Origin of the sequence: Streptomyces sp. NPDC050549, from assembly GCF_040655035.1 — a bacterium.
Taxonomy (GTDB): domain Bacteria; phylum Actinomycetota; class Actinomycetes; order Streptomycetales; family Streptomycetaceae; genus Streptomyces.
Genome location: NZ_JBFAJD010000064.1, coordinates 14,932 through 34,021 on the forward strand (window position 1 = coordinate 14,932; position 19,090 = coordinate 34,021).

At 70.4% G+C, this 19,090-nt stretch carries 15 protein-coding genes and 1 pseudogene; 2 read left to right on the plus strand and 14 right to left on the minus strand.

Going from position 1 to position 19,090, the window contains the following annotated elements; all coding sequences use genetic code 11:
- Positions 1–8: 8 nt before the first annotated feature.
- From AB0I51_RS45240 to AB0I51_RS45255, 4 genes are all read right to left on the minus strand, one after another.
- Positions 9–419 (minus strand): hypothetical protein, encoded by a 411-nt coding sequence (locus tag AB0I51_RS45240; RefSeq protein ID WP_362984835.1) that lies wholly within the window; start codon positions 417–419, stop codon positions 9–11.
- The gene (locus AB0I51_RS45245) at positions 416–2,563 is read right to left on the minus strand and encodes an integrase (protein ID WP_362984837.1); all 2,148 of its coding nucleotides are present in this window, start codon (positions 2,561–2,563) and stop codon (positions 416–418) included. Before AB0I51_RS45245 ends, AB0I51_RS45240 begins: the two co-directional genes overlap by 4 nt.
- Positions 2,560–4,056, minus strand: coding sequence for a hypothetical protein (locus tag AB0I51_RS45250; protein WP_362984839.1), 1,497 nt, complete (start codon positions 4,054–4,056; stop codon positions 2,560–2,562). The genes AB0I51_RS45245 and AB0I51_RS45250 overlap by 4 nt, the downstream gene beginning before the upstream one ends.
- Before the next feature lie 230 nt (positions 4,057–4,286).
- Positions 4,287–5,846: a site-specific integrase gene (locus AB0I51_RS45255; protein ID WP_362984861.1), complete on the minus strand. Its 1,560-nt coding sequence runs from the start codon at positions 5,844–5,846 to the stop codon at positions 4,287–4,289.
- Between the two features lie 91 nt (positions 5,847–5,937).
- Between AB0I51_RS45255 and AB0I51_RS45260 the strand changes: the two genes are divergently transcribed.
- The gene (locus AB0I51_RS45260; RefSeq protein ID WP_362984863.1) at positions 5,938–6,837 is read left to right on the plus strand and encodes a LysR family transcriptional regulator ArgP; all 900 of its coding nucleotides are present in this window, start codon (positions 5,938–5,940) and stop codon (positions 6,835–6,837) included.
- Here AB0I51_RS45260 and AB0I51_RS45265 read toward each other — a convergent pair.
- Positions 6,803–7,528, minus strand: coding sequence for a TetR/AcrR family transcriptional regulator (locus AB0I51_RS45265; RefSeq protein WP_362984841.1), 726 nt, complete (start codon positions 7,526–7,528; stop codon positions 6,803–6,805). The two genes, AB0I51_RS45260 and AB0I51_RS45265, sit on opposite strands and share 35 nt — an antisense overlap.
- Positions 7,529–7,626: 98 nt before the next feature.
- Between AB0I51_RS45265 and AB0I51_RS45270 the strand changes: the two genes are divergently transcribed.
- The gene (locus AB0I51_RS45270) at positions 7,627–8,847 is read left to right on the plus strand and encodes a saccharopine dehydrogenase C-terminal domain-containing protein (protein WP_362984843.1); all 1,221 of its coding nucleotides are present in this window, start codon (positions 7,627–7,629) and stop codon (positions 8,845–8,847) included.
- Between the two features lie 6 nt (positions 8,848–8,853).
- On the opposite strand, the gene AB0I51_RS45275 is transcribed toward AB0I51_RS45270, so the two are convergent.
- The 9 genes and pseudogenes from AB0I51_RS45275 to AB0I51_RS45315 all read right to left on the minus strand — a co-directional run.
- Entirely contained in the window at positions 8,854–10,683 is a 1,830-nt protein-coding gene (locus AB0I51_RS45275; RefSeq protein WP_362984844.1) for a HAMP domain-containing sensor histidine kinase, read from the minus strand.
- Complete coding sequence (locus AB0I51_RS45280) at positions 10,680–11,378, minus strand: response regulator transcription factor (protein WP_362984846.1); 699 nt, start codon at positions 11,376–11,378, stop codon at positions 10,680–10,682. Before AB0I51_RS45280 ends, AB0I51_RS45275 begins: the two co-directional genes overlap by 4 nt.
- A gap of 18 nt (positions 11,379–11,396) precedes the next feature.
- Entirely contained in the window at positions 11,397–12,146 is a 750-nt protein-coding gene (locus AB0I51_RS45285; protein ID WP_362984848.1) for a L,D-transpeptidase family protein, read from the minus strand.
- Between the two features lie 41 nt (positions 12,147–12,187).
- Positions 12,188–13,612, minus strand: a complete 1,425-nt coding sequence (locus tag AB0I51_RS45290; protein WP_362984850.1) for a M1 family metallopeptidase — start codon at positions 13,610–13,612, stop codon at positions 12,188–12,190.
- A gap of 160 nt (positions 13,613–13,772) precedes the next feature.
- The gene (locus AB0I51_RS45295) at positions 13,773–16,142 is read right to left on the minus strand and encodes a glycosyl hydrolase family 65 protein (RefSeq protein WP_362984852.1); all 2,370 of its coding nucleotides are present in this window, start codon (positions 16,140–16,142) and stop codon (positions 13,773–13,775) included.
- Entirely contained in the window at positions 16,139–16,912 is a 774-nt protein-coding gene (locus AB0I51_RS45300; RefSeq protein ID WP_362984854.1) for an HAD-IA family hydrolase, read from the minus strand. Before AB0I51_RS45300 ends, AB0I51_RS45295 begins: the two co-directional genes overlap by 4 nt.
- 2 nt (positions 16,913–16,914) lie before the next feature.
- Positions 16,915–17,790 carry a universal stress protein gene (locus AB0I51_RS45305; RefSeq protein WP_362984856.1) on the minus strand — a complete coding sequence of 292 codons (876 nt, stop codon included), beginning with the start codon at positions 17,788–17,790 and terminating at the stop codon, positions 16,915–16,917.
- A gap of 486 nt (positions 17,791–18,276) precedes the next feature.
- The gene (locus AB0I51_RS45310; RefSeq protein ID WP_362984858.1) at positions 18,277–18,957 is read right to left on the minus strand and encodes a pyridoxamine 5'-phosphate oxidase family protein; all 681 of its coding nucleotides are present in this window, start codon (positions 18,955–18,957) and stop codon (positions 18,277–18,279) included.
- A 6-nt stretch (positions 18,958–18,963) separates the two neighbouring features.
- Positions 18,964–19,090 (minus strand): annotated as a pseudogene (locus tag AB0I51_RS45315) (alcohol dehydrogenase); the annotation flags it as partial.

Here is a 19,090-nt window from a genome sequence, read left to right on the forward strand (position 1 = left end):
CCCTCCCGTCAGCTTGTTGGTCGGGGGAACGGGACGACATTGTCAGGAACGGGCTCGCGCCTCGATTGATCGTCACTCTGTTGAGCAAGGACGGCGCTGGCGAGCGTGAGCCTGGTCACCTGCTGGCGGAGCTCTTCGATCTCGGCTCTCTGATTGGTGATGGTCTTCTTGAGCTTGGTGACGGTGTCCCGGAGTCGTTTCTCGGCCTCCGGAACTTGGTGGGTCTCGGCGCGGACGCGTTCGTAAAACTCGTTCTTCAGGTCGACGTGCCGTTTGAGAAGGGCCATGCGGTGGACGTCGGCCTCAGCGGCGAGGGCGACGACGGTGAGGCTGCCGTTGGAAGCGGTGGCCTGTCCGGTCAGGAGTCGGTCCATGGCCTCGCGGATGCGGACGCGCTCGTCCTGGTGCTGCTGGTTCACGTGAGGGCCTCCGCCGCAGGGTGCGCGGTGCTGTCGTGGGTGTCGGCCGTTTCGCGGAGCCGGTTGGCGTTGGCCCGTAGACGCTTACTGACCGGGCCGGGGGCGTGGGCGGCGAGCTGGTCGAGTTCCTCGGCGCGTTCGCGGAGTTGTCGGGCGTGGGCGTCAGTGCGGACGGTGTTGCCGCAGCCGGGTCGGCAGTCGTATTGCCGTGGGGCGGTCGCACCTGGCTCTGGTTCGCAAAGCGCGTTGTCGTGCTTGAAGGCGCAGATCAGGAACGCGTCGGGGTTGTCGTAGAGCACGATGCCGTCGCGGGCCAAAAAGGTGCTGGCCTTCCTGGCGAAGGTGCGGGGGACGATGCGGCCCTCGAAGCGAGGGGTGTGGGCGGCGGCGGTCAGGGCTCGGCGAGCGGCCGGCCCGGAGACGTTCTCTCCGGCGGCGACGCGGTCACGCAGTCGGGCAGCGGTATCGGCAGCGGCGAGGGCCGTTTCGACGTCGAGGATGGCGTGAATGCCGCCGCGGCCTCGGGCGCCGTAGCCGCTGGAGGTGCGGCCATCGAGGACGGTGCGCATGTGCCCGTACTGAATGGCGAGCGCGACCAGTCCGCCGGGACGGCGGGCGATATGCCAGGCCAGAGACCTTCTGAACCGGCCCAGTCCGATCGCGCCGTTGGGGTCCTCGGGGATGGTCTGGTCCGACAGGCCCTGCACCCCGGCCTCGCGGTTTACCCAGTTCACGAAGGACTCGATGCGCAAGGTCAAGGTGTGCTTCTTCAGCGCGCCCGCGTGGCCGTGGCGGGAATGGAACTCGTGGTGGGCGGTGCTGAGGAGGAGCTCTCTCTCCGGGACCATGCGCTCCAGCACGCGGATGGCGTGAACGACCGGGGTGATCGCGACCCATGGCACTTGGCGGACTTCACCGGCGGAGATGTGGTTGCCGTCGTCGTCGGTGACGTTCTTGTAGTGGTGGCTGTGGATCAGGTGCCGTCCGTCCGTGCCGTCGGCAGCGGGTGCGGGGTCGGGACAGCAGCCGGAGCGCAGTCCCTGCACCTCCTGGGGGCGCATCCCGGTCAAGTAGAGCAGGGTGATCGTCGCGGCTGTGCCCAAGTGCTTCATCAACTCTGCGGCCTCGTTGAAGTCCACGTGGTCGCGCCATGGCTTGCCGTTGATCCGTCCGGTTACCGGCCCCCGCAGCGGACACGGCCCTGGCCGCTCTGCGGCGATCTCTGCGAGGCCGTGCTGCTTGACGAACCTCGAAACCTGGCCGCGGTTGGAGCCGGCGAGTGCGGCAATGTAGGTGGTGGCCACCTGGATCTCGCTTTTCCCCGAGTTGGTCGGCAGGGGGTGCCCGGCCCGCGCCATGGGCAGCAGCCACTCCTCCAGCGCGGCCCATCCGGCCGGCGCAGCCTTCGTGGCGGCGGCAACGGCGACCAGGCGGCGTTCGGCCCAGGCCGCCAGGATGTCGTCGGCGAAGTCGTCGATGAACCGGATGGCCCAGATCAGCAGCGGACCGAGCACCCGGGGGTCCAGCGGCTCCGTCGCGTTCTCCCCGCCGCCGGCCGTACCGACTGGGGGAAGGAAGTCGTCGACTCCTTCGGTTTCCCACGGAGGGCGGGCGATGCCCGAAGGACGGGCGCTGAGCTGGTCGAACGCCCACAGGTTCGCCAAACGGACACAGATGATCGCCGCGGTGTCACGGGACACCTGGCCCAGGCGCTCGCTCGCGTAGGCCCGCCACTGCGTCTCAGTGCAGGCGGCCAAGCTGGTGATCTGGCGTTCGTGCAGCCAGCGGGCGAGCCGCATCCATTCATGGCAGGTGGCGAGCATGTCCGTGCCGCCCGACCGGGATCGGGCCTGGACTCCTCGGGTTTGCAGGTAGGTGGGCCGCAGCTGGCCGTTGATCATCGTCCAGGCGGCGAGTTTCACCTGGTCACGCAGAGGTCCCGGGCAGTTCTTCCAGTGGAGTTTGACCAGACCGGTTCCGGGGTTGTCGATGAGCGGGGCCATGGACCAAATCGGCTCCTGATAGCGGGAGTTCGGGTGCGTGTTGCCGCGGCTGATCCACTGGGGCAGCACCACGGGGCTGCCCGGTGCGGGCATGGCCAGCAGGTACGTATCGATTTCGGCAACGGTGCCGACGGTGGTCATGGGGTGAGATCTCCCTTCACCAGGAGGTGGACCAGGGTGCGGTCCTCGTCGTTCACGCGGGCGAGAGCCGCACTCCAAGCCGCCGGGCCGACCTTGTCGCGCAGGTCCTCAAGACGGAATGCGTGCTCGCTCCACCGCTCGTGCCAGGAGGATTCCGGCAGGACGGATTGAAGGCTGTGCACCTTCTGGTGCAGGTGAGCAAGCCGGGAGTGATGGCCGGGGTGAACACGGGCGTTGGGGCAGGCCAAACAGAGCAGGAAGTCCGCTCCGCAGCCGCCCTCCGCGTCGGGCCAGGGGCTGGAGGTCTCATCCGCGCAGTCCGCGGTCACGGTCTGCTCGTGGTCAGGGTCCGGGGCGGCGGCCATATCGCCGGCGAACACCGCAGCCTGGGCCTGTTCGAGGGCCTCGCGGGCACCGGCCTCGAAGACGCTCCGCGATGCGCGCTGAACATGCTCATCGGGCAGCACGTAGATGCTCTGATGGGCGCCCTGGCTGTGCTGAAGGGGACGGCCTTCCCGCGTCACCGTCGTTCTGCGCGCCCGCTGGAACGGAGATCCGCCCAGCTCATGCGTGGTCCACCAAAGCTGGGCGTCACCGTTGCCGATGCCGAAGGCGCAGGGGCCCACCGGGCGGGGCCGTTCCGTGCGCTGGTGCCTCCGCTTGGGGTAGTGCATCCGCGCAACCATCAAAAGGTTGTTGTCGGGCGCGAGACGATGAACCAGCGCCCGTCCGTGCGCGGTGGCTTCCAGCGCCTGAGTGATCAGCCTGCCGGAGGAGTCGGCCCCGGAGTCGGTGATGTTCTCCGTGGAGAACCACCGGCCTCCGCCCTGCCTGCGCTTTTCGATCTGAACCTGATAGGTCACCGTGGCCGTCGATCCGGCAGACGGGGCCGTGGTCGGGGCCGGCAGCCGGTCATAGACGGACAGGTTCCAGCCGAACCGGTCAGTCAACAGCACGCCCAACGCAGTGAGTTCGGAACGGGACAGGAAGAGCCTGCCCCAGGTGTTCTCCGGGCTCGTGCCGCCAAGCAGCTTGTGGTTCTTCACGAACTCCCCGCTCGGCATGACCGTGTGCGGGACGTAGCCGGTCCGTGCAAGGTGATCGAGCACCTGGCCGAGGCGCCAGTCGCGGCTGCCTTCCGCCAGGTCACCGGCCCGCCACCTCTCCAACAGGATGGTGTTCTCGCGGATCCGCAGCAGAGCCGTTCGAAACTGCCGCTGGGCCACCAGCAGGACCCGCTCCCGCTCCTCCTTCCCGTACGACTGTTTGATCGGCACGGTCTTCGGGATGCGCCGGGCCAGTTCCTCTCCCACCGGCCCGCCGGCCAGCCGCGGATCCGCCCGCAGCAGGGGCCGAACCTGACGCAGCACGCTCTTGCCACTGTTGGTGCCGATATGCCCCGCGCGCCAGCGCTTGAGCATGGCGGACGTCAAGTCCCCTAGGTCCTGCGGGGGATGCTCCAGCTCGGCGACGAAGCGCCCGAACACCTTCACCGTGATCCAAGAAGCCCGTGCGGTCTCGTGACTGTTCCAGCCCGCAGACCGGATCGCGAAGACCGCGGCCAGTGACCGCTGCATCGCCTCGGCGACGGGCAGTTCGGCGAAGTCGAACGTCATCTCGTATCCGGCCTTGTTGACGACCCTCACCACAAGCCCATCAGGGGCCAGCGGCGGCTCGGTGCTGTGGTCGGCCGGCGGCAGGACGGCCCGCCGTCCCCGCCCGGTCACCGGGCCGCCTCAAGGATCGCGTCGATGTCCTGGATGCCCTCCGACTCCCGGGCGAGCCGGGTGAAGACGCTGTCCAGGTTCTCGGCCTGCTGTTTCTCGTCGTCGACGGGCTCGGCCGCAGCCAGGATCGACTCCAGTTGCAGGTGCGCGACCGGCGCGAGGTAGTGCCGTTTCGTCACCTCCACGTCGGCGTGTCCGAGGAGGGTCTTCACCAGCCACCACGGATCGCCGAACAGCAACGCAAAGTCCCGCCGGTCCGCAGCCGAGAGCCCGTAGCGGGTCTCCACCAGCTGATTCAGCAGGACCAGCATGTAGAGAGCCATCGAATGACGCGCGGCGTGCGGTGTCGCGTACGGACTCTTCCCGCGTACCTCCGCCAGCCGGAACTCCCGCTCGACCGCCCGCTCCTTGGCCGTGAGAAGGACTTCTTCGCAGCGCAGGTTCGCCGCCCTGAAGACGCCGTTCCACCGGTCCGGAGCCATCGGCAGGCCCTGCTCCGACAGCCACAACCACGCCGGCTCCGGTCCGTCCGGGCCCTCCACGAACAGCCACTGCCGCTCACGCCACCCCAGACGGCTGAGTTCCTGCTCACCGACGACGCCGTCCGAGTCCACCCACTCGATCCTCGGCTTCAAGCCGCGCGTCACCTTCGTGACCAGCCGCATCATGGGCAGCCGCTCGTAGCGGCCTTCCGCCTGGGCGCGCTGCACGGCCCACGCGCGCTCCGACTCGGCGTATGCCTCGACCTGACCGACCGCGTCCACCGACGCGTAGAAGACCCGGCTCGCCTTCGACCGGGTGACCGCCGCGGCGACATGGCCATGGCAGTAGCGGCCAAGACGCAGACGCTGACTGGGCAGTTCGAACGTGAGCAGCGAACCACCCTCCTGTCGGCGCAGGCCGGAACTGAGCAGCAGCTGCACGAAGCTGGTGTTGCGCAACTCCGTCCGCGACTCCCACCCCGGCGTCGACGCCCCGGTTCGGGTGAGGCCACGCAGCCCAAGGTCCGACCACAGGCCCCACGTCCGCGGCGTCAGCCACAACACCCGCGAACTCACCGAGTCCGCGGCCCGGTCCGCACGCCGCGAGACGTCCACAGGCATCGGGGAAACCTTCGCCCACCGAAACAGCTTGGTGAACGCGGCCGCCTCCCGGTTCCACTTCGTCCCACCAACCCGGCGCGGATTCTGCGGAGCCCGGCATCTCCAGTGCCGGTAATCCGCCAAATCCTGCCGCGTCGCCCGCCTCCACCAAACTCCGCGCGAGGACAGAAAAGTCAACAACGGCCGGATATCCATCGCGTAATTCCGCTTGGTCTCCCGCTCCAGATTCCTGAATTCGATGGACCGGACGAAATCCAGCAGATCCCGGTCCACCGTCCCGTCCGGCGCCACGAACACCGGATCGCCCGGACCCAGACCGATCCGGGCGACCGCAGTCGGCAGGTCCTGTACCCCCAGAACGCCCTCAGCCGGCAGCTTCCCCCACTGCCCCGGATCCGGCACTCGCACCACATACCACTCGTGCAACTGACGCCTCCCCTGACGCTTGAACACGCCCAATCATCAGGGAAGTCGCGTCCTCGACGCTAGAGAGGCCGACATCAGGAGTACAGCTAAAGATTCTTACGTAACATTAGCGCTCGTGATGATTTCGGAGCTGCCCCTCGACCAGGTGCGGACGCTGCTCGCGGTGGTCGACGAGGGCACGTTCGACGCGGCGGCCGGCGCCCTGCATGTGACGCCCTCAGCGGTAAGTCAGCGGGTGAAGGCCCTGGAGCAGCGCACGGGCCGGGTCCTGCTGCTGCGCACCAAGCCGGTGCGAACCACCGAGTCCGGCGAGGTGGTCGTACGGTTCGCCCGACAACTGGCCCGTCTGGAACGGGACGCGCGCGCCGAGCTGGGCATGAGCGGGGCCGGCGAGCCGACCCGGGTGACGGTCGCGGTGAACGCGGACTCGCTCGCCACCTGGTTCCTGGGCGCGCTCACCCGTGTCCCGCGCGATCTGCGGGTCTGCTTCGAACTCCGCCGCGAGGACGAGGACCACACGGCGGCCCTGCTGCGCGAGGGGCTGGTCATGGCGGCGGTGACCTCGTCGCCGGACGCCGTGCCGGGTTGCTCGGTGCGTGTACTGGGGCGGATGCGCTATCTCCCGGTGGCGAACCCGGAGTTCAGGGAGACCTGGCTCGCGGGCCCCCTGCCGGACGCGCTGTCCGAGGCACCGGTGGTGACCTTCGACCGGCTGGACGACTTCCAGGACACCTTCGTACGACGGCTGCGGCACGGGCAGGGCGCGGCGAGTGCGGTACGGCATCTCGTGCCGACCTCGGAGGGCTTCGTCCAGTCCGTCGCCGCCGGGCTGGGGTGGGGCATGGTCCCGGAGCTGCAGGCCGCGCCGCTGCTCGACGCCGGGCGGCTGGTGAACTTCGCGCCGGAGCGTCCGGTCGACGTACCGCTGTACTGGCAGCAGTGGAAACTGGACTCCCCGGCACTGGCCGCGATGGCCTCGGCGGTCATGGAGACGGCGACGGCGGCGCTGCGAGGCTAGCGAGCTGGAAGGCGACGCTGTCCAGCAGCATCTCCAGTGCCGTCGGATACGCGCTGTCGACCATGCGGGTGGCCAGGAGCGGGGCCGCCTCGGCGATGCGCGGGTGGGTGGTGCGGGGCAGGCGGGCGTAGGTCGAGTGCCACATCGCCTCGTCGGCGTGGAGGGCCGCGCTCGGCAGGGCCAGGGACGCGGCGTCGAGGGCGGCGAAGGCCAGGGTCTGGTCGATGAAGGCGTGGTAGATCCGGACGGTGTCCGGCAGCGGGAGGCCGGCCGTGCGCAGGACGTCGAGTACGGCCTCGTCGGCGGCGAGTTCGTTGGCCCGGCCGGTGACGCGGCTCGCCGTGAGCTGGGCGGCCTGCGGGTGGGCGACGTACGCGGCGTGGATGCGCAGGCCGATCGCGCGCAGGTCGGCCCGCCACTCCCCCGTCGGCTGCCAGCCCCGCAGCGCCTGCCCGACGAGGGCGTCGCCGATGGCCAGGGTCAGGTCGTCCATGCCCCGGAAGTAGCGGTAGAGCGTGCTGGGGTCGGCGTCCAGGGCAAGGCCGAGGCGGCGGGCGGTCAGACCTGCGCTGCCGTGTTCGCGCAGCATCCGCAGGGCCGTGTCGACGATCAGTTGCTCGGACAGGACGGTGCCGTTCTTGGTGGGACGGCGCCGCCGCCGTTTCTCCTCGGACACCACCGGTTTCGGCATCGCGGCCCCCTCACACCCTTATGCCAACGCCATTGACCTTATCCGGAGGACCGGCGTTGTATCACCGGTGAGACATCGGCACCGAAGGAGTTCTTGCCATGCGTGTACTGCTCGTGGGAGCCGGTGGCGTGGGTGGCGCTGTCACCCGGATCGCGGCCCGGCGTCCGTTCTTCGACGCGATGGTGGTCGCCGACTACGACCTGTCCCGGGCGGAGGCGGCAGTCGCCGCGCTCGGGGACGAGGGCGCCCGGTTCCGTGCCGAGCGGCTGGACGCGAACGACGAGGAGGCCGTCGTGGCGGCGCTGCGCGCGCACGAGTGCGACGTGCTGCTCAACGCGACCGACCCGCGCTTCGTCCTCCCCCTCTTCCGCGCGGCACGGGCCGCGGGGGCCGACTACCTCGACATGGCGATGTCGTTGTCCCGGCCGCACCCGGACAGGCCGTACGAGGAGTGCGGGGTCAAGCTCGGGGACGCGCAGTTCGAGGACGCGGCCGAGTGGGAGAAGGCGGGCGCGCTGGCGCTCGTCGGGATGGGGGTGGAGCCGGGTCTCTCGGACGTGTTCGCGCGGTACGCCGCCGACGAACTCTTCGACGAGATCGAGGAGATCGGCATCCGCGACGGCGCCAACCTCACCGTGGACGGCTACGACTTCGCGCCCTCCTTCTCCATCTGGACCACGATCGAGGAGTGCCTGAACCCGCCGGTCGTCTACGAGGCCGACCGCGGCTGGTTCACCACGGAACCGTTCAGCGAGCCCGAGGTGTTCGACTTTCCCGAGGGCATCGGCCCGGTGGAGTGCGTCAACGTGGAGCACGAGGAGGTGCTGCTGGTCCCGCGCCGGGTCGACGCGAAGCGGGTCACCTTCAAGTACGGCCTGGGCGGCGACTTCATCGAAACCCTGAAGACCCTGCACCTGCTGGGCCTGGACCGCACCGAGCCGGTCACCGTGCCGAGCGCCGCGGGCCCCGTCGCGGTGTCGCCGCGTGACGTCGTCGCCGCCTGTCTGCCCGACCCCGCGACGCTGGGCGACCGTATGCACGGCAAGACCTGCGCGGGCACCTGGGTGCGCGGTACGAAGGACGGGGCGCCGCGCGAGGTGTACCTCTACCACGTGGTCGACAACCAGTGGTCGATGGCGGAGTACGGCTCCCAGGCCGTGGTGTGGCAGACCGCGATCAACCCGGTGATCGCCCTGGAGTTGCTGGCCACGGGCGTGTGGACCGGCTCGGGCGTGCTGGGCCCGGAGGCGTTCCCGGCCGGCCCGTTCCTGGACCTGTTGACGGCGTACGGCTCGCCCTGGGGTCTGCGGGAGCAGTGACGGGCGTCAACCTCCTTCCGGTGGGCGCGAGTTGGGCAGAAGCAGCGTGAACACTGAACCCGTTCCGGGTTCGCTCGCCGCCTCGACCGTGCCGTCGTGGGCGGCGGCCAGGTCGCGGACGATGGACAGGCCCAGACCGCTGCCTCCGGTGCGGCGGCTGCGGGACTGATCGGCGCGCCAGAACCGCTCGAAGACGTGCGGGAGGTCCTCGGTCGCGATGCCGGTACCGGTGTCGGTGACGGTCAGGACCGCCCGGTCGCCCTCGCGCCACGCGGTGAGGGTCACCGTGCCGTCGACCGGCGTGTGGCGCAGCGCGTTGGACACGAGGTTGCCGAGCACCTGGCGCATGCGCACCGGGTCCGCGTCCAGCCAGAGCGTGCGGTCCGCCTTGGTGAGCATGACCACCCCGGCCGTGTCGGCGGTGACCCGGTACGCGGCGGCGACCTGGTCGAAGAGGTCCTCGACGCGCACGGGTTCGCGGTGCAGGCGCAGGGTCCCGGCGTCGGCGGCCGCGAGGTCCTGGAGGTCGTCGATGACGCGCTGGAGGACCATCGCCTCCTCGTGCAGGGAGCCGAGGAGTGCCGGGTCGGGTTCGACGAAGCCGTCCCGGGTGACCTCCAGCCAGCCGCGGATGTTGGTGAGCGGGCTGCGCAGTTCATGGGCGATGTCGCTGACCATGGCCTTGCGCTGGGCCTCCATGCGTTCGCGGCGATCGGCGAGGTCGTTGAAGGCCTCGGCCAGGATGCCGGTCTCGTCCCGGGTCCGCACCGGCACCCGGACGTGCAGCTCGGGCGGCTGCTGGGCCGCCTCGGTCAGCACGCGCAGGGGCCGTACCAGCCGGGTGGCGACCACGGCCGTCACCAGGACGGTGAGTGCCAGCACTGCCGCTGCCGCGCCGACGACCTTGGCCTTGTTCGCCGGGGAGACGTCGAAGCGGGGGGCGGTGGTGTCGCCGCCGCCCAGGAACAGTTCGGCCACCGGCGCGACGTAGGGGGCGAGTTGGGCGCGGCGGGCGTTGTCGGTGCAGGTCTGCAACTTCTGCATGGCGGCCGTGTCGCCCAGCTTGGCGTAGGCGCCCGGAAGGTAACGGGAGCCGAGGCTCTTGGCCGTGATGTCGACGGAGAAGAACATCGGGTCCCTGTCGACGATGCCTTCCCGCGCCATGCAGGGGCGGGCGCGCACGGTCAGGTCCTTCAGGGCCCGGGTCTCGGTGGTGGTCGGGTTCTCCAGCTTCCCGTCGGTGCAGTGCTCCGGAACGTAGTCGGCGGAGCGGGTCCCGTCCGGCTCGACGATGACGGGACGGCCGCTCGGTGTCGTCACGAGATTCGATTCGAGACCGTAGCGGGCGAAGCACTTCACCCGTATCTCGGCCAGTTTCCTCAGCAGCGTGCGCTCTTCGGTGGTCAGCCGGTACGGCCCCACGACCCGGGGATCGAGGCCGCTGAGCTGTGCGCCCTGTTCCGTGTACGTGTCCGTGTGCAGCGGGTCGACGCTCGCGGCGGCGCGGGGCGGCAGTGAGGTGCCGTGCGGTGCGGAGTCGGCGATGAGGGCGCGGTCGGAGGTGGTGAGGGCGATGCGGCGGCCCATCTTCTTCGACAGTGCGCGGACGGCGGGTGCGACGCCCTTCCAGTCGGGGTGGGTCGCGGCGTATCCGCTGAGCTGCGCGAGGATGCGCATGTCGTCCGCGAGGTCCTGGCCCTGTTCCTCCCGGATGGCCCGGGTGGTGGTCTGCACCGCCAGCCAGGCCGTCGCCCCGACCGAGCAGAGCGCGATCAGCACGGTGGCGACGAGCAGCCGGACCAACAGCCGCTTGCGCAGCGGTATCCGGGGCCTCACGCGCGACCGCCGCGCAGTTTGTAGCCGACGCCGAACACGGTCAGCAGTCGGACCGGTTTGCGCGGGTCGGCCTCTATCTTCCGGCGGAGGTTCATGATGTGGACGTCGACGGCCCGTTCCGTGGACGCCCGGTCCAGGCCCCGGGTGTACTGAAGCAACTGCCGCCGGGAGAAGACCCGTTCGGGCTCGGTGGTCATCGCGAGCAGGATCTCGAACTCGGCCGGTGTGCAGTCCACCGGAGTCCCGTCGCAGCGCACCTCGTGCCGCGCGGGATCGACGGAGAGACCCGCCGCCCGTACGGCGGTGTCCTCCTGTCTGCTCTCGGAGTTGCGGCCGCTGCGCCGCAGGACCGTGCGGATGCGGGCCATCAGTTCGCGCGGACTGTAGGGCTTGGTCATGTAGTCGTCGGCGCCGAGTTCCAGGCCGAGCAGGACGTCGTCCTCGGTGGAGCGGGCGGTCAGCATCAGGACGGGGATGTCGTCCTCGCCGCGCAACACCCGGCACACCCCGAAGCCGTCGATCACGGGCAGCATGAGGTCGAGCACCACGAGGTCGGGCCGGAGTTGCCGGGCCGCGGTGATGGCGGCGGCCCCGTCGTGGACCACGGTCGCGGTGTGGCCCTCGGTCAGCAGGGAGCGTCGTATCAGCTCGGCCTGCATCTCGTCGTCCTCGGCGACCAGCACATGTGCGCACATTGGGCGGATCCTAGGCGGTCAGTGCGAGAGGGACGCGGCGTCGCCCATGACGACGACGGGACGACGGGCGGGGTCCAGGGTGCGCAGCAGTTCCTTCATGTGGTCCTCGGCGATGCTGACGCAGCCGTGGGTGGGGCCGCCGTGGTCGACGTGGATCCAGATTCCGCCGCCGCGCGAGGAGCCGAGGGGGCGGGTCCAGTCGAGGGGTGAAGTGCCTGGCTGCCGGTTGTAGTTGATGGCGATCACGTAGTCGAAGGACCCGGCCAGCGGTTCGCCCTCGAAGCCGGTGCCGGGCGAGACGAAGCCCGACCCCTGGTCGTACGCCAGCTTGGTGCCGGGGTCCTTGAGCAGTCCGCCCGCGTCCGTGAGCGTGTAGACACCGATCGGTGAGCGCAGGTCACCGGCCATGTGGTGGTTCGACCAGCCCCTGAGCGCGTTGTGCGCGGCCCAGCTCACGGTCTGCTGCCAGCCGTCGTCGGTGCGCTCGTAAAGGGCGAGGGAGGCGACGGAGGAGTTCGCGCCCCGGCCGGTCACCAGGACGACCTGTTCGGTGTCGGCCGGTATGCGGGCCAGCGTCTTGGGCCCCACGCCCGGGAGTTGGCGGGGCGCGGCCTCGGCGGATATCTCCGACGAGGCCGACGGCGAGGCCGAGGGGGCGGCGGGGGCGGGGTCGGACGAGTGGTCCGTGGCCGCCACCGCACCGCCGCCGCATCCCGTCAGAAGCAGGGACACGGCGAGCAGCGCGACCGGGGACCTACGAGTGATCATGAGTCGACGATGACCGACACATGTGAGGAACTCGTCAGCTCCTACGGCTGGGCCGGCTTGCCTTTCGTGTAGAGCCAGGTGTGGAAGAGGGCATCGAGTCGTCTGCCCGATTTCTGCTCTGCCAGGCTGATGAACTGTGCGGTGGTGCCGTGCCCGTAGCGGTGTCCGCCCGCCCAGGCGCGCAGGATCGCGAAGAAGGTCTTGTCGCCGACGGCCAGGCGCAGTTCGTGCAGTGCCATGGCGCCGCGGGCGTACACGGGCGTGCCGAAGATGTTGGCGCCGCTGCCCGGGTCGCCGGGCGGGAAGGCCCACAGGCCGTCGGTCGCCGCGCGGGCGTACAGCGCGTCGAAGGTCTGCTGGGCGGTCTTGCCGCCGTGCTGCTCGCTGTAGAGCCACTCCGCGTAGGTGGCGAAGCCCTCGTTGAGCCAGATGTCCTTCCAGCTGGTGAGGGAGACCGAGTCGCCGAACCACTGGTGGGCGTTCTCGTGCACGAGGGTGCTGAGGTCCGGCGCCGAGTCGTAGATCGGCCGCCCCTGCGTCTCCAGGGCGTAGCCGACGTCCGGGGCGTGGTCGACGATCGACCCGGCCGAGCGGAACGGGTAGGGGCCGAACAGCTTGCTCTCCCACTCCAGGACGGAGGGCAGCTTCTTCAGCACGGGCTCGGCGGCGGTGGCCTCGCGGGGGTCGACGGCGTTGTACACCTTGACCCCGTCCCGGGTGGTGTACTGCTCGACCTTGAACTTCCCGACCGTCGCGGTGGCGAGGTAGGCGGCCATCGGCTCGGGCGCGTGCCAGCGGAACGTGGTCTTCCCGTGCACGGTCTTCTGGCCCAGCAGAACGCCGTTGGCGACCGCGGTGCGCCCCTGCGGGACGGTGATCGTGAAGTCGTACGACGACTTGTCCTTGGGGTGGCTGTTCGCCGGGAACCACGTCATCGCGCCCTGCGGCTCGCCCGCCACGAAGGCGCCGTCGTCAGTGGCGATCCAGCCGTCCGCCGAGCCGTCCGGGTCGGTGACCTGCTTGGGGATGCCGTTGTAGGTGACGGCGATCTGGAACTCCTGCCCCTTGCGCAGGGCCCTGCGCGGGGTGACGACGAGTTCCTGACCGTCGCGGCGGAAGCCGGCCTTGACGTGGTCGACCGTCAGGCCGGTGATCGTCAGGCCCTTGAAGTCGAGGTCGAAGCGGGTGAGCTTCTCGGTGGCGCGGGCGGTGAGGACCGCCTTGCCGTCGAGGCGGCGACCGGACGTGTCGTAACGGAGCGTCAGGCCGTAGTGGGCGACGTGGTAGCCGCCGTTGCCGGAGAGCGGGAAGTACGGGTCGCCCACGCCGGACGATCCGATCGTCGTGGCTCCGGCCGGCGCTGCGGCGGCGAGCAGGGCCGCGACGGCGACGGGGACAGTGGCCACGACGGCGCTGCGGCGGAGGACAGCGGTGCGTCTTGTGGACGGCTGTCGAAGGTGCGTCACATGCGCTCCTACAGAGTGAGGGGGGTGATCATTCGTCTCAGAGACTAGGCCGCCCGCTCCCTCGGAATCCCTCTCGTAGAGGCAAAGTCGTACCACGGCGTGTTCCACCCGCGCGGACCCAACACCGGCCGCGCTCCGGTCCTCGTCCCGGAGGTGACGGTCAGTCGCCGAGTACGAGCCGGCCCGTCTCCCCCGGCTGGAGGCAGACCGCGCGGCCGGGCAGCCGCACATCGATCGGCGAGGCCTCGGAGGACGGTACGTCGATGTCCAGCCGCCCCCGCTCCAGCCTCAGCCGCACACCCCAGTGGCCCTGATAGCGCAGCGAGAATCCGTACGACGACAGTTCCGGCAGCGGCACCGGATCGAGCCACAGCGCCCCGCTGCGGGTCTCCAGTCCGGTCAGTCCCCGCTGCACCAGGTCGAGGGTCCCCGCCATGGCGCCCAGGTGGATGCCCTCGCCCGTCGTGCCGCCCTGTACGTCGGCGATGTCACCCTGGAGTGCCTCCTGGCAGAACTTCCACGCCTCGGCCCGCCGTGCCCTCGCCAGCACCCAGCCGTGGACCAGTCCGCTGAGGGTGGAGCCGTGGCTCGTGCGGCTCAGGTAGTGATCGACCGTGCGCCGCCAGGTGTCCTCGCCCAGCGGGAGTCCCAACCGGCCGAACAGGCCCCGGAGTTCGGCCGGCGAGAACAGGTAGCCCAGCATCAGGACGTCGGCCTGTTTGGAGGCCCGGTAGCGGTTGACGGTGTCGCCCTCGGCCTCCAGGATCCGGTCGAGGCGCCGGATGTCGCCGTACCGCCGCCGGTATCCCTCCCAGTCGAGTTCCTCCAGGTCGCCGTAGCCCTCGAACTGGCTGATGACTCCGTCGTGGAAGGGGACGTGGAGGGTGCGGGACACGTCCTCCCACTGCTCCATCTCTCCGCCGTCCAGGCCGGTGCGCTCTACGAGTTCGCGTCGCCGTGGCTCGGGGAGGGCGCGGAGCAGTTCGAGTGTGCGGGTCAGTACCCAGGCGGCGGTGACGTTGGTGTACGCGTTGTCGTCGAGTCCGGGCGCCGCCGCACCGGGATACGCGTCGTGGTACTCGTCGGGTCCGACCACGCCCTTGATCCGATGGCGTCCCATGTCCTCGTCGTAGACGGCCGCGTCGGCCCAGAAGCGCGCGATCTGCAGCAGCATCTCGGCGCCCTTGGTGTGCAGGAACTCGGTGTCGCCGCTGGCCTCGCAGTACTGCCAGACGTTGTACGCGATCGCGGAGCCCACGTGGTGCTGGAGGTGGGAGTAATCGGGCAGCCAGCGGCCGGAGTTGGGGTTGAGGTGGAGCCGCTGGGTCTCCTCGCGTCCGTCGCTGCCGCTCTGCCAGGGGTACATGGCGCCCTTGCGGCCCGCTTCCCGGGCTGCGGTGCAGGCCTGTTCGAGGCGCCGGTGGCGGTAGCGGAGCAGGGCGCGGGAAACCTCGGGGAAGTGCAGGTTGAGATAGGGCAGGACGAACAGTTCGTCCCAGAAGACGTGCCCGCGGTAGGCCTCGCCGTGCAGTCCCCGGGCCGGTACGCCGACGTCGAGGTCGGCGGTGTGCGGGGACAGGGTCTGCAGCACGTGGAAGAGGTGCAGCCGCAGGATGCGGCCGGCCTCGCCGTCCACATCGAGGGCGGAGCGGCGCCAGAGCTGGTCCCAGGCCGTCAGATGGTCGTCGAGCAGATCGTCGAAGCCGGGTGCCCGGCCGACCCGGTCGACCGCGGCGCGCAGCGGATCGCTGATCGCGGGGTCGCGGGAGGTGTGCAGCACGATCGTCTTGTCCACGGTGACCGTGCGGCCGTCCGCCAGGCTCAGTCGCACGTGCTGCGAGGCGCGCGGCCCCTTGTGAGTGGCCGTCACGGGCGCGTCGGCGTTCAGCCGCGCCGCCATGGCGAGCCTGATGTCCGAGGTGCGGGTGCGGCAGCGCAGCCACACCGTGTCCGACGCGGCGGTTCCGGTGTGGACGTGAGTGAGGTGACGTCCGTCCAGGTCCCGGTAGCGCGCCACGCCCGCGTTGGTGACACCGCCGTCCAGTGCCGCCTCCACGTCGAGTTCGCCGGAGAAGCCCTCGGCGGTGAACTCGGTGCGCAGCGCGGCCACATGGGGGTCGCCCATGTGCACGAGCCGTTGCTGCCGTACGGCCAACGTCCGTTCCCCGCCGAGGTCGAAGCGTGTCCGCCGTTCCAGCAGCCCGGAGGCCAGGTGGAGGCACTGGCGGTGCTCGATCACCGGTGTGTTGTCCGGGGTGAGCCATGGCCCGCCGCTCAGCTTGAACCGCAGGGGCAGCCAGTTCGGCACGTTGACCATGTCCTCGTTCTCGACCCGGCGGCCGGCCACGTCCGAGGTGAGCCGGTTGTAACAGCCGGCGACATACGTGCCGGGGTAGTGCACCTCGTCCGCGTCGCACTCCGGAAGGGCGCCGCGGGTGGCGAAGTAGCCGTTGCCCAGCGTGCACAGCGACTCCCGCAGACGCTCGTCGGCGGGAACGTAGCCCTCGTACTCCCAGGTCCAGTCCGTCACTTCGGCGATTCCTCCGTGCAGAGCTCTCCGAGATCCCGTACGACGATGTCGGCGCCGTGCCTCAGCAATCTCTCGCCCGTGCCGCGGTCGGCCGCGCGGTCCACACCGATGACGAGGGCGAAGCCACCGAGACGGCCCGCCTCCACACCGGCCACGGCATCCTCGACGACGGCGGCACGAGAGGCGGGGACGCCGAGACGGTGGACCGCCTCCAGGAAGAGATCGGGCCGCGGTTTGCCCGGCAGGCCCAGCCGGGCCGCCTCGCCTCCGTCCACCAGCACGTCGAAAAGGTCCAGCACCCCGGCCCGGGTGAGCAGTTCGCGGGCGTGGCGGGACGCGGAGGCCGCGGCCCGGGGAACACCGGCCCGGCGCAGGGCGCGCACCAGCCGCACCGTTCCGGGATACGCGTCGACCCCGTGCCTGCTCAGGTGCTCGGTGAACAGCCGCTCCTTGTCGTCGGCGACCTCCCGCACCGTCCGCGGCGACGGCTCGATGCCGCGCGAGGCGAGGAAGGCGGCGGCGCCGTCGGAGCGGGACTTGCCGTCCACGTGGCGGAGGTAGTCGTCGCGTACGTCGAACGGCCCGCGCAGGGCCGGATCCTCGGGCGGGTGCTCGCGCAGGAAGGCGTCGAACGCCGTCTTCCAGGCCGCGGCGTGCACCCGGGCCGAGTCGGTGATCACTCCGTCGGTATCGAAGACGACGGCCCGCACGTCCCTCAGTACTGGGGACGGCAGGTCGTGGAGCGTGGGGGTGGTCGGTCGACGGTCCATCGTCACACCGGCTGCGGTACGACGGCCACCGGGCAGTCCGCGTGGTGCAGCAACGTGTGTGCCACGCGGCCCAGTTGGAGGCCGAAGTGACCGGTCCGGCGCTTGGCTCCGACGATCACGAGGTCGGCGGCGGCCGTCCGGTTCAGCAGCACCCTGCGGGCCGGGCCCTCCACCGTGCTGCGGCGCACCCGCACACCGGGGTGGTCCGCCGCGGGGTCGTGCAGCAGGGCGTCGAGCAGGGCGGCCGCCCGCTCCTCGTGGTGGTGCGCCGGGTCCTCGGCCAGCCGCGGGTCGTCGGCGGTCTCGTGCGCCGGGCAACGCCAGGCGCGTACGACGTCGAGGGTGCACTTGCGGGCCTCCGCCTCGCGGAAGGCGAAACGCACCGCTTCTCCGCCGGTGGCGGGTTCGCCGGCACCGAGCAGGATCCGTTCGTGGGTGCTCTCCAGACCGGCCCTGTCCCCGCGGACGACGATCACGGGGCAGTGGGCGCGGGCGGCCACCGCCAGGCTGACCGAACCGAGGAGCAGACCTGCCACTTCGCCGCGTCCGCGCACTCCGGTGACGAGCGCGGACGCGTTGTGGCCTTCGCGTACGAGGGTGCTCGCCGCCTCGTCGGGGACAACCTCCGTGGAGACCTTCACCTCGGGACGGCGTCGGCGGGCGCGCTCCGCCGCCGATCCGACGGTGTTGTCCGCCATGACCTGCCGGGAGGGGCGCTCTAGGCCGCCCGACGACACCACGCTTTCGTATCGCTCCCACAGGGATGCGTACACCAGCCGCAACGACAGCCCGAGCCGGGCCGCTTCGTCCACCGCCCAGTCGACCGCGAGCAGGCTCCCGTCCGATCCGTCGACACCCACGACCAGGGGCAGTTCCATCGTTCTCGCCGCCTTTCGTCGGGCTGCGCAGCCGCACAGCAGAACGGTTCCGTTGCCCAGCGTCGCACTCCCCCGTCCTGTCGCAGCAGGGGCACTTCGGCCCCGAAAGTGGCCGTTCGGCCCATGTGAGGTGCCCGCTCCGCGGTGGTGACCACCGCGGCCGGGACGTTCCTCCCTCGGAATCGGGGCCGATCGGCCCTGGCGCGGGACTGGCCCGCGTGTTGTGCTGAAGGTGACGGGAAGGGCCCGCAGAGGGACGCGGAGAGGCGGTCTTCGAGCCGTGCACCGCGCAATCAGGATCCGCGAGAAGCGGATGGACCCTTCCCGCCCCTTTGTGAAGCCTGCCCGACATCGTCCGGTGCACTGGCCACGAAGACGGGCCGCCCGGCCACGCCCGTGCTCGGTCAAGTCCGGCAGCCGGCTCGCGCGGGCCTGCCGACGGCACAGGTTTTCCGGGGTCGGCGTACGTCGGGTACAACACGTACGTCAGGCGTCCACCGCTATCCGCCGCCCGGTCGTGGCGTCCGGTCGGACGGACACCCACAATTCGCGCTGCCCGCCCGCCCACGGTGTGCTGTACGCCAGCTCCGTCAGCCTGCGGACGGCGTCGGGCTCCGTCACAGCCGTCGCCCTCCCTCGTACGAGTACGCTCCAGCCAGTGCTGAACGCGTCGTCGATACGGTCGACCTCGAAGGCCACGCGACAGCCGACCGCCCGGGACGTGACGCTGCCGGGATCGGTGCGGAAGACGATGAGGCCGTCGACGACGCTGTAGTTGACGGGAACGATCACAGGCCCGTCCTCGACGGGTATCGCCAGCCGTCCCACGCCGTGCGTGGAGAGCAGGGTGCGGCACTCCTGCGTGCTCAGTTCGACGAATCCGGCATGGCGGTCGGCCTGTTCCGGGCCCGGCGGCAAGTCGACGTCACCGCCCGTCAGATGCGCCAGCGTGGTGCCCAGGACGCCCGCGAGACGGAGCAGGACGCCGGTGCTGGGCGCGGCGCCATGATGCTCCTCCAGGTATCGCAGATAACTCGGGGCCACTCCCGCCCGGTCGGCCGTCTCCTTCCGGGTCAGGCCGCGCTCCGTACGTCGCTGGACGAGGCGACGCCCCAGGTCGCCCACCGGTGGCCGGTGGGTCGTGTCCGGCGTAGCTCGGTGGCTCATGGTCTGTCACGTCCTCTCGTCGGGCGGCCCAACCACAACGACTTCCTCGTGCCGCGTCCCGCCGAGTACGACCTTGAGGGCACCGGTGTCGGCGGCCTTGCCGAAGACCTCGTACGCCTCCTCCATACGCTCC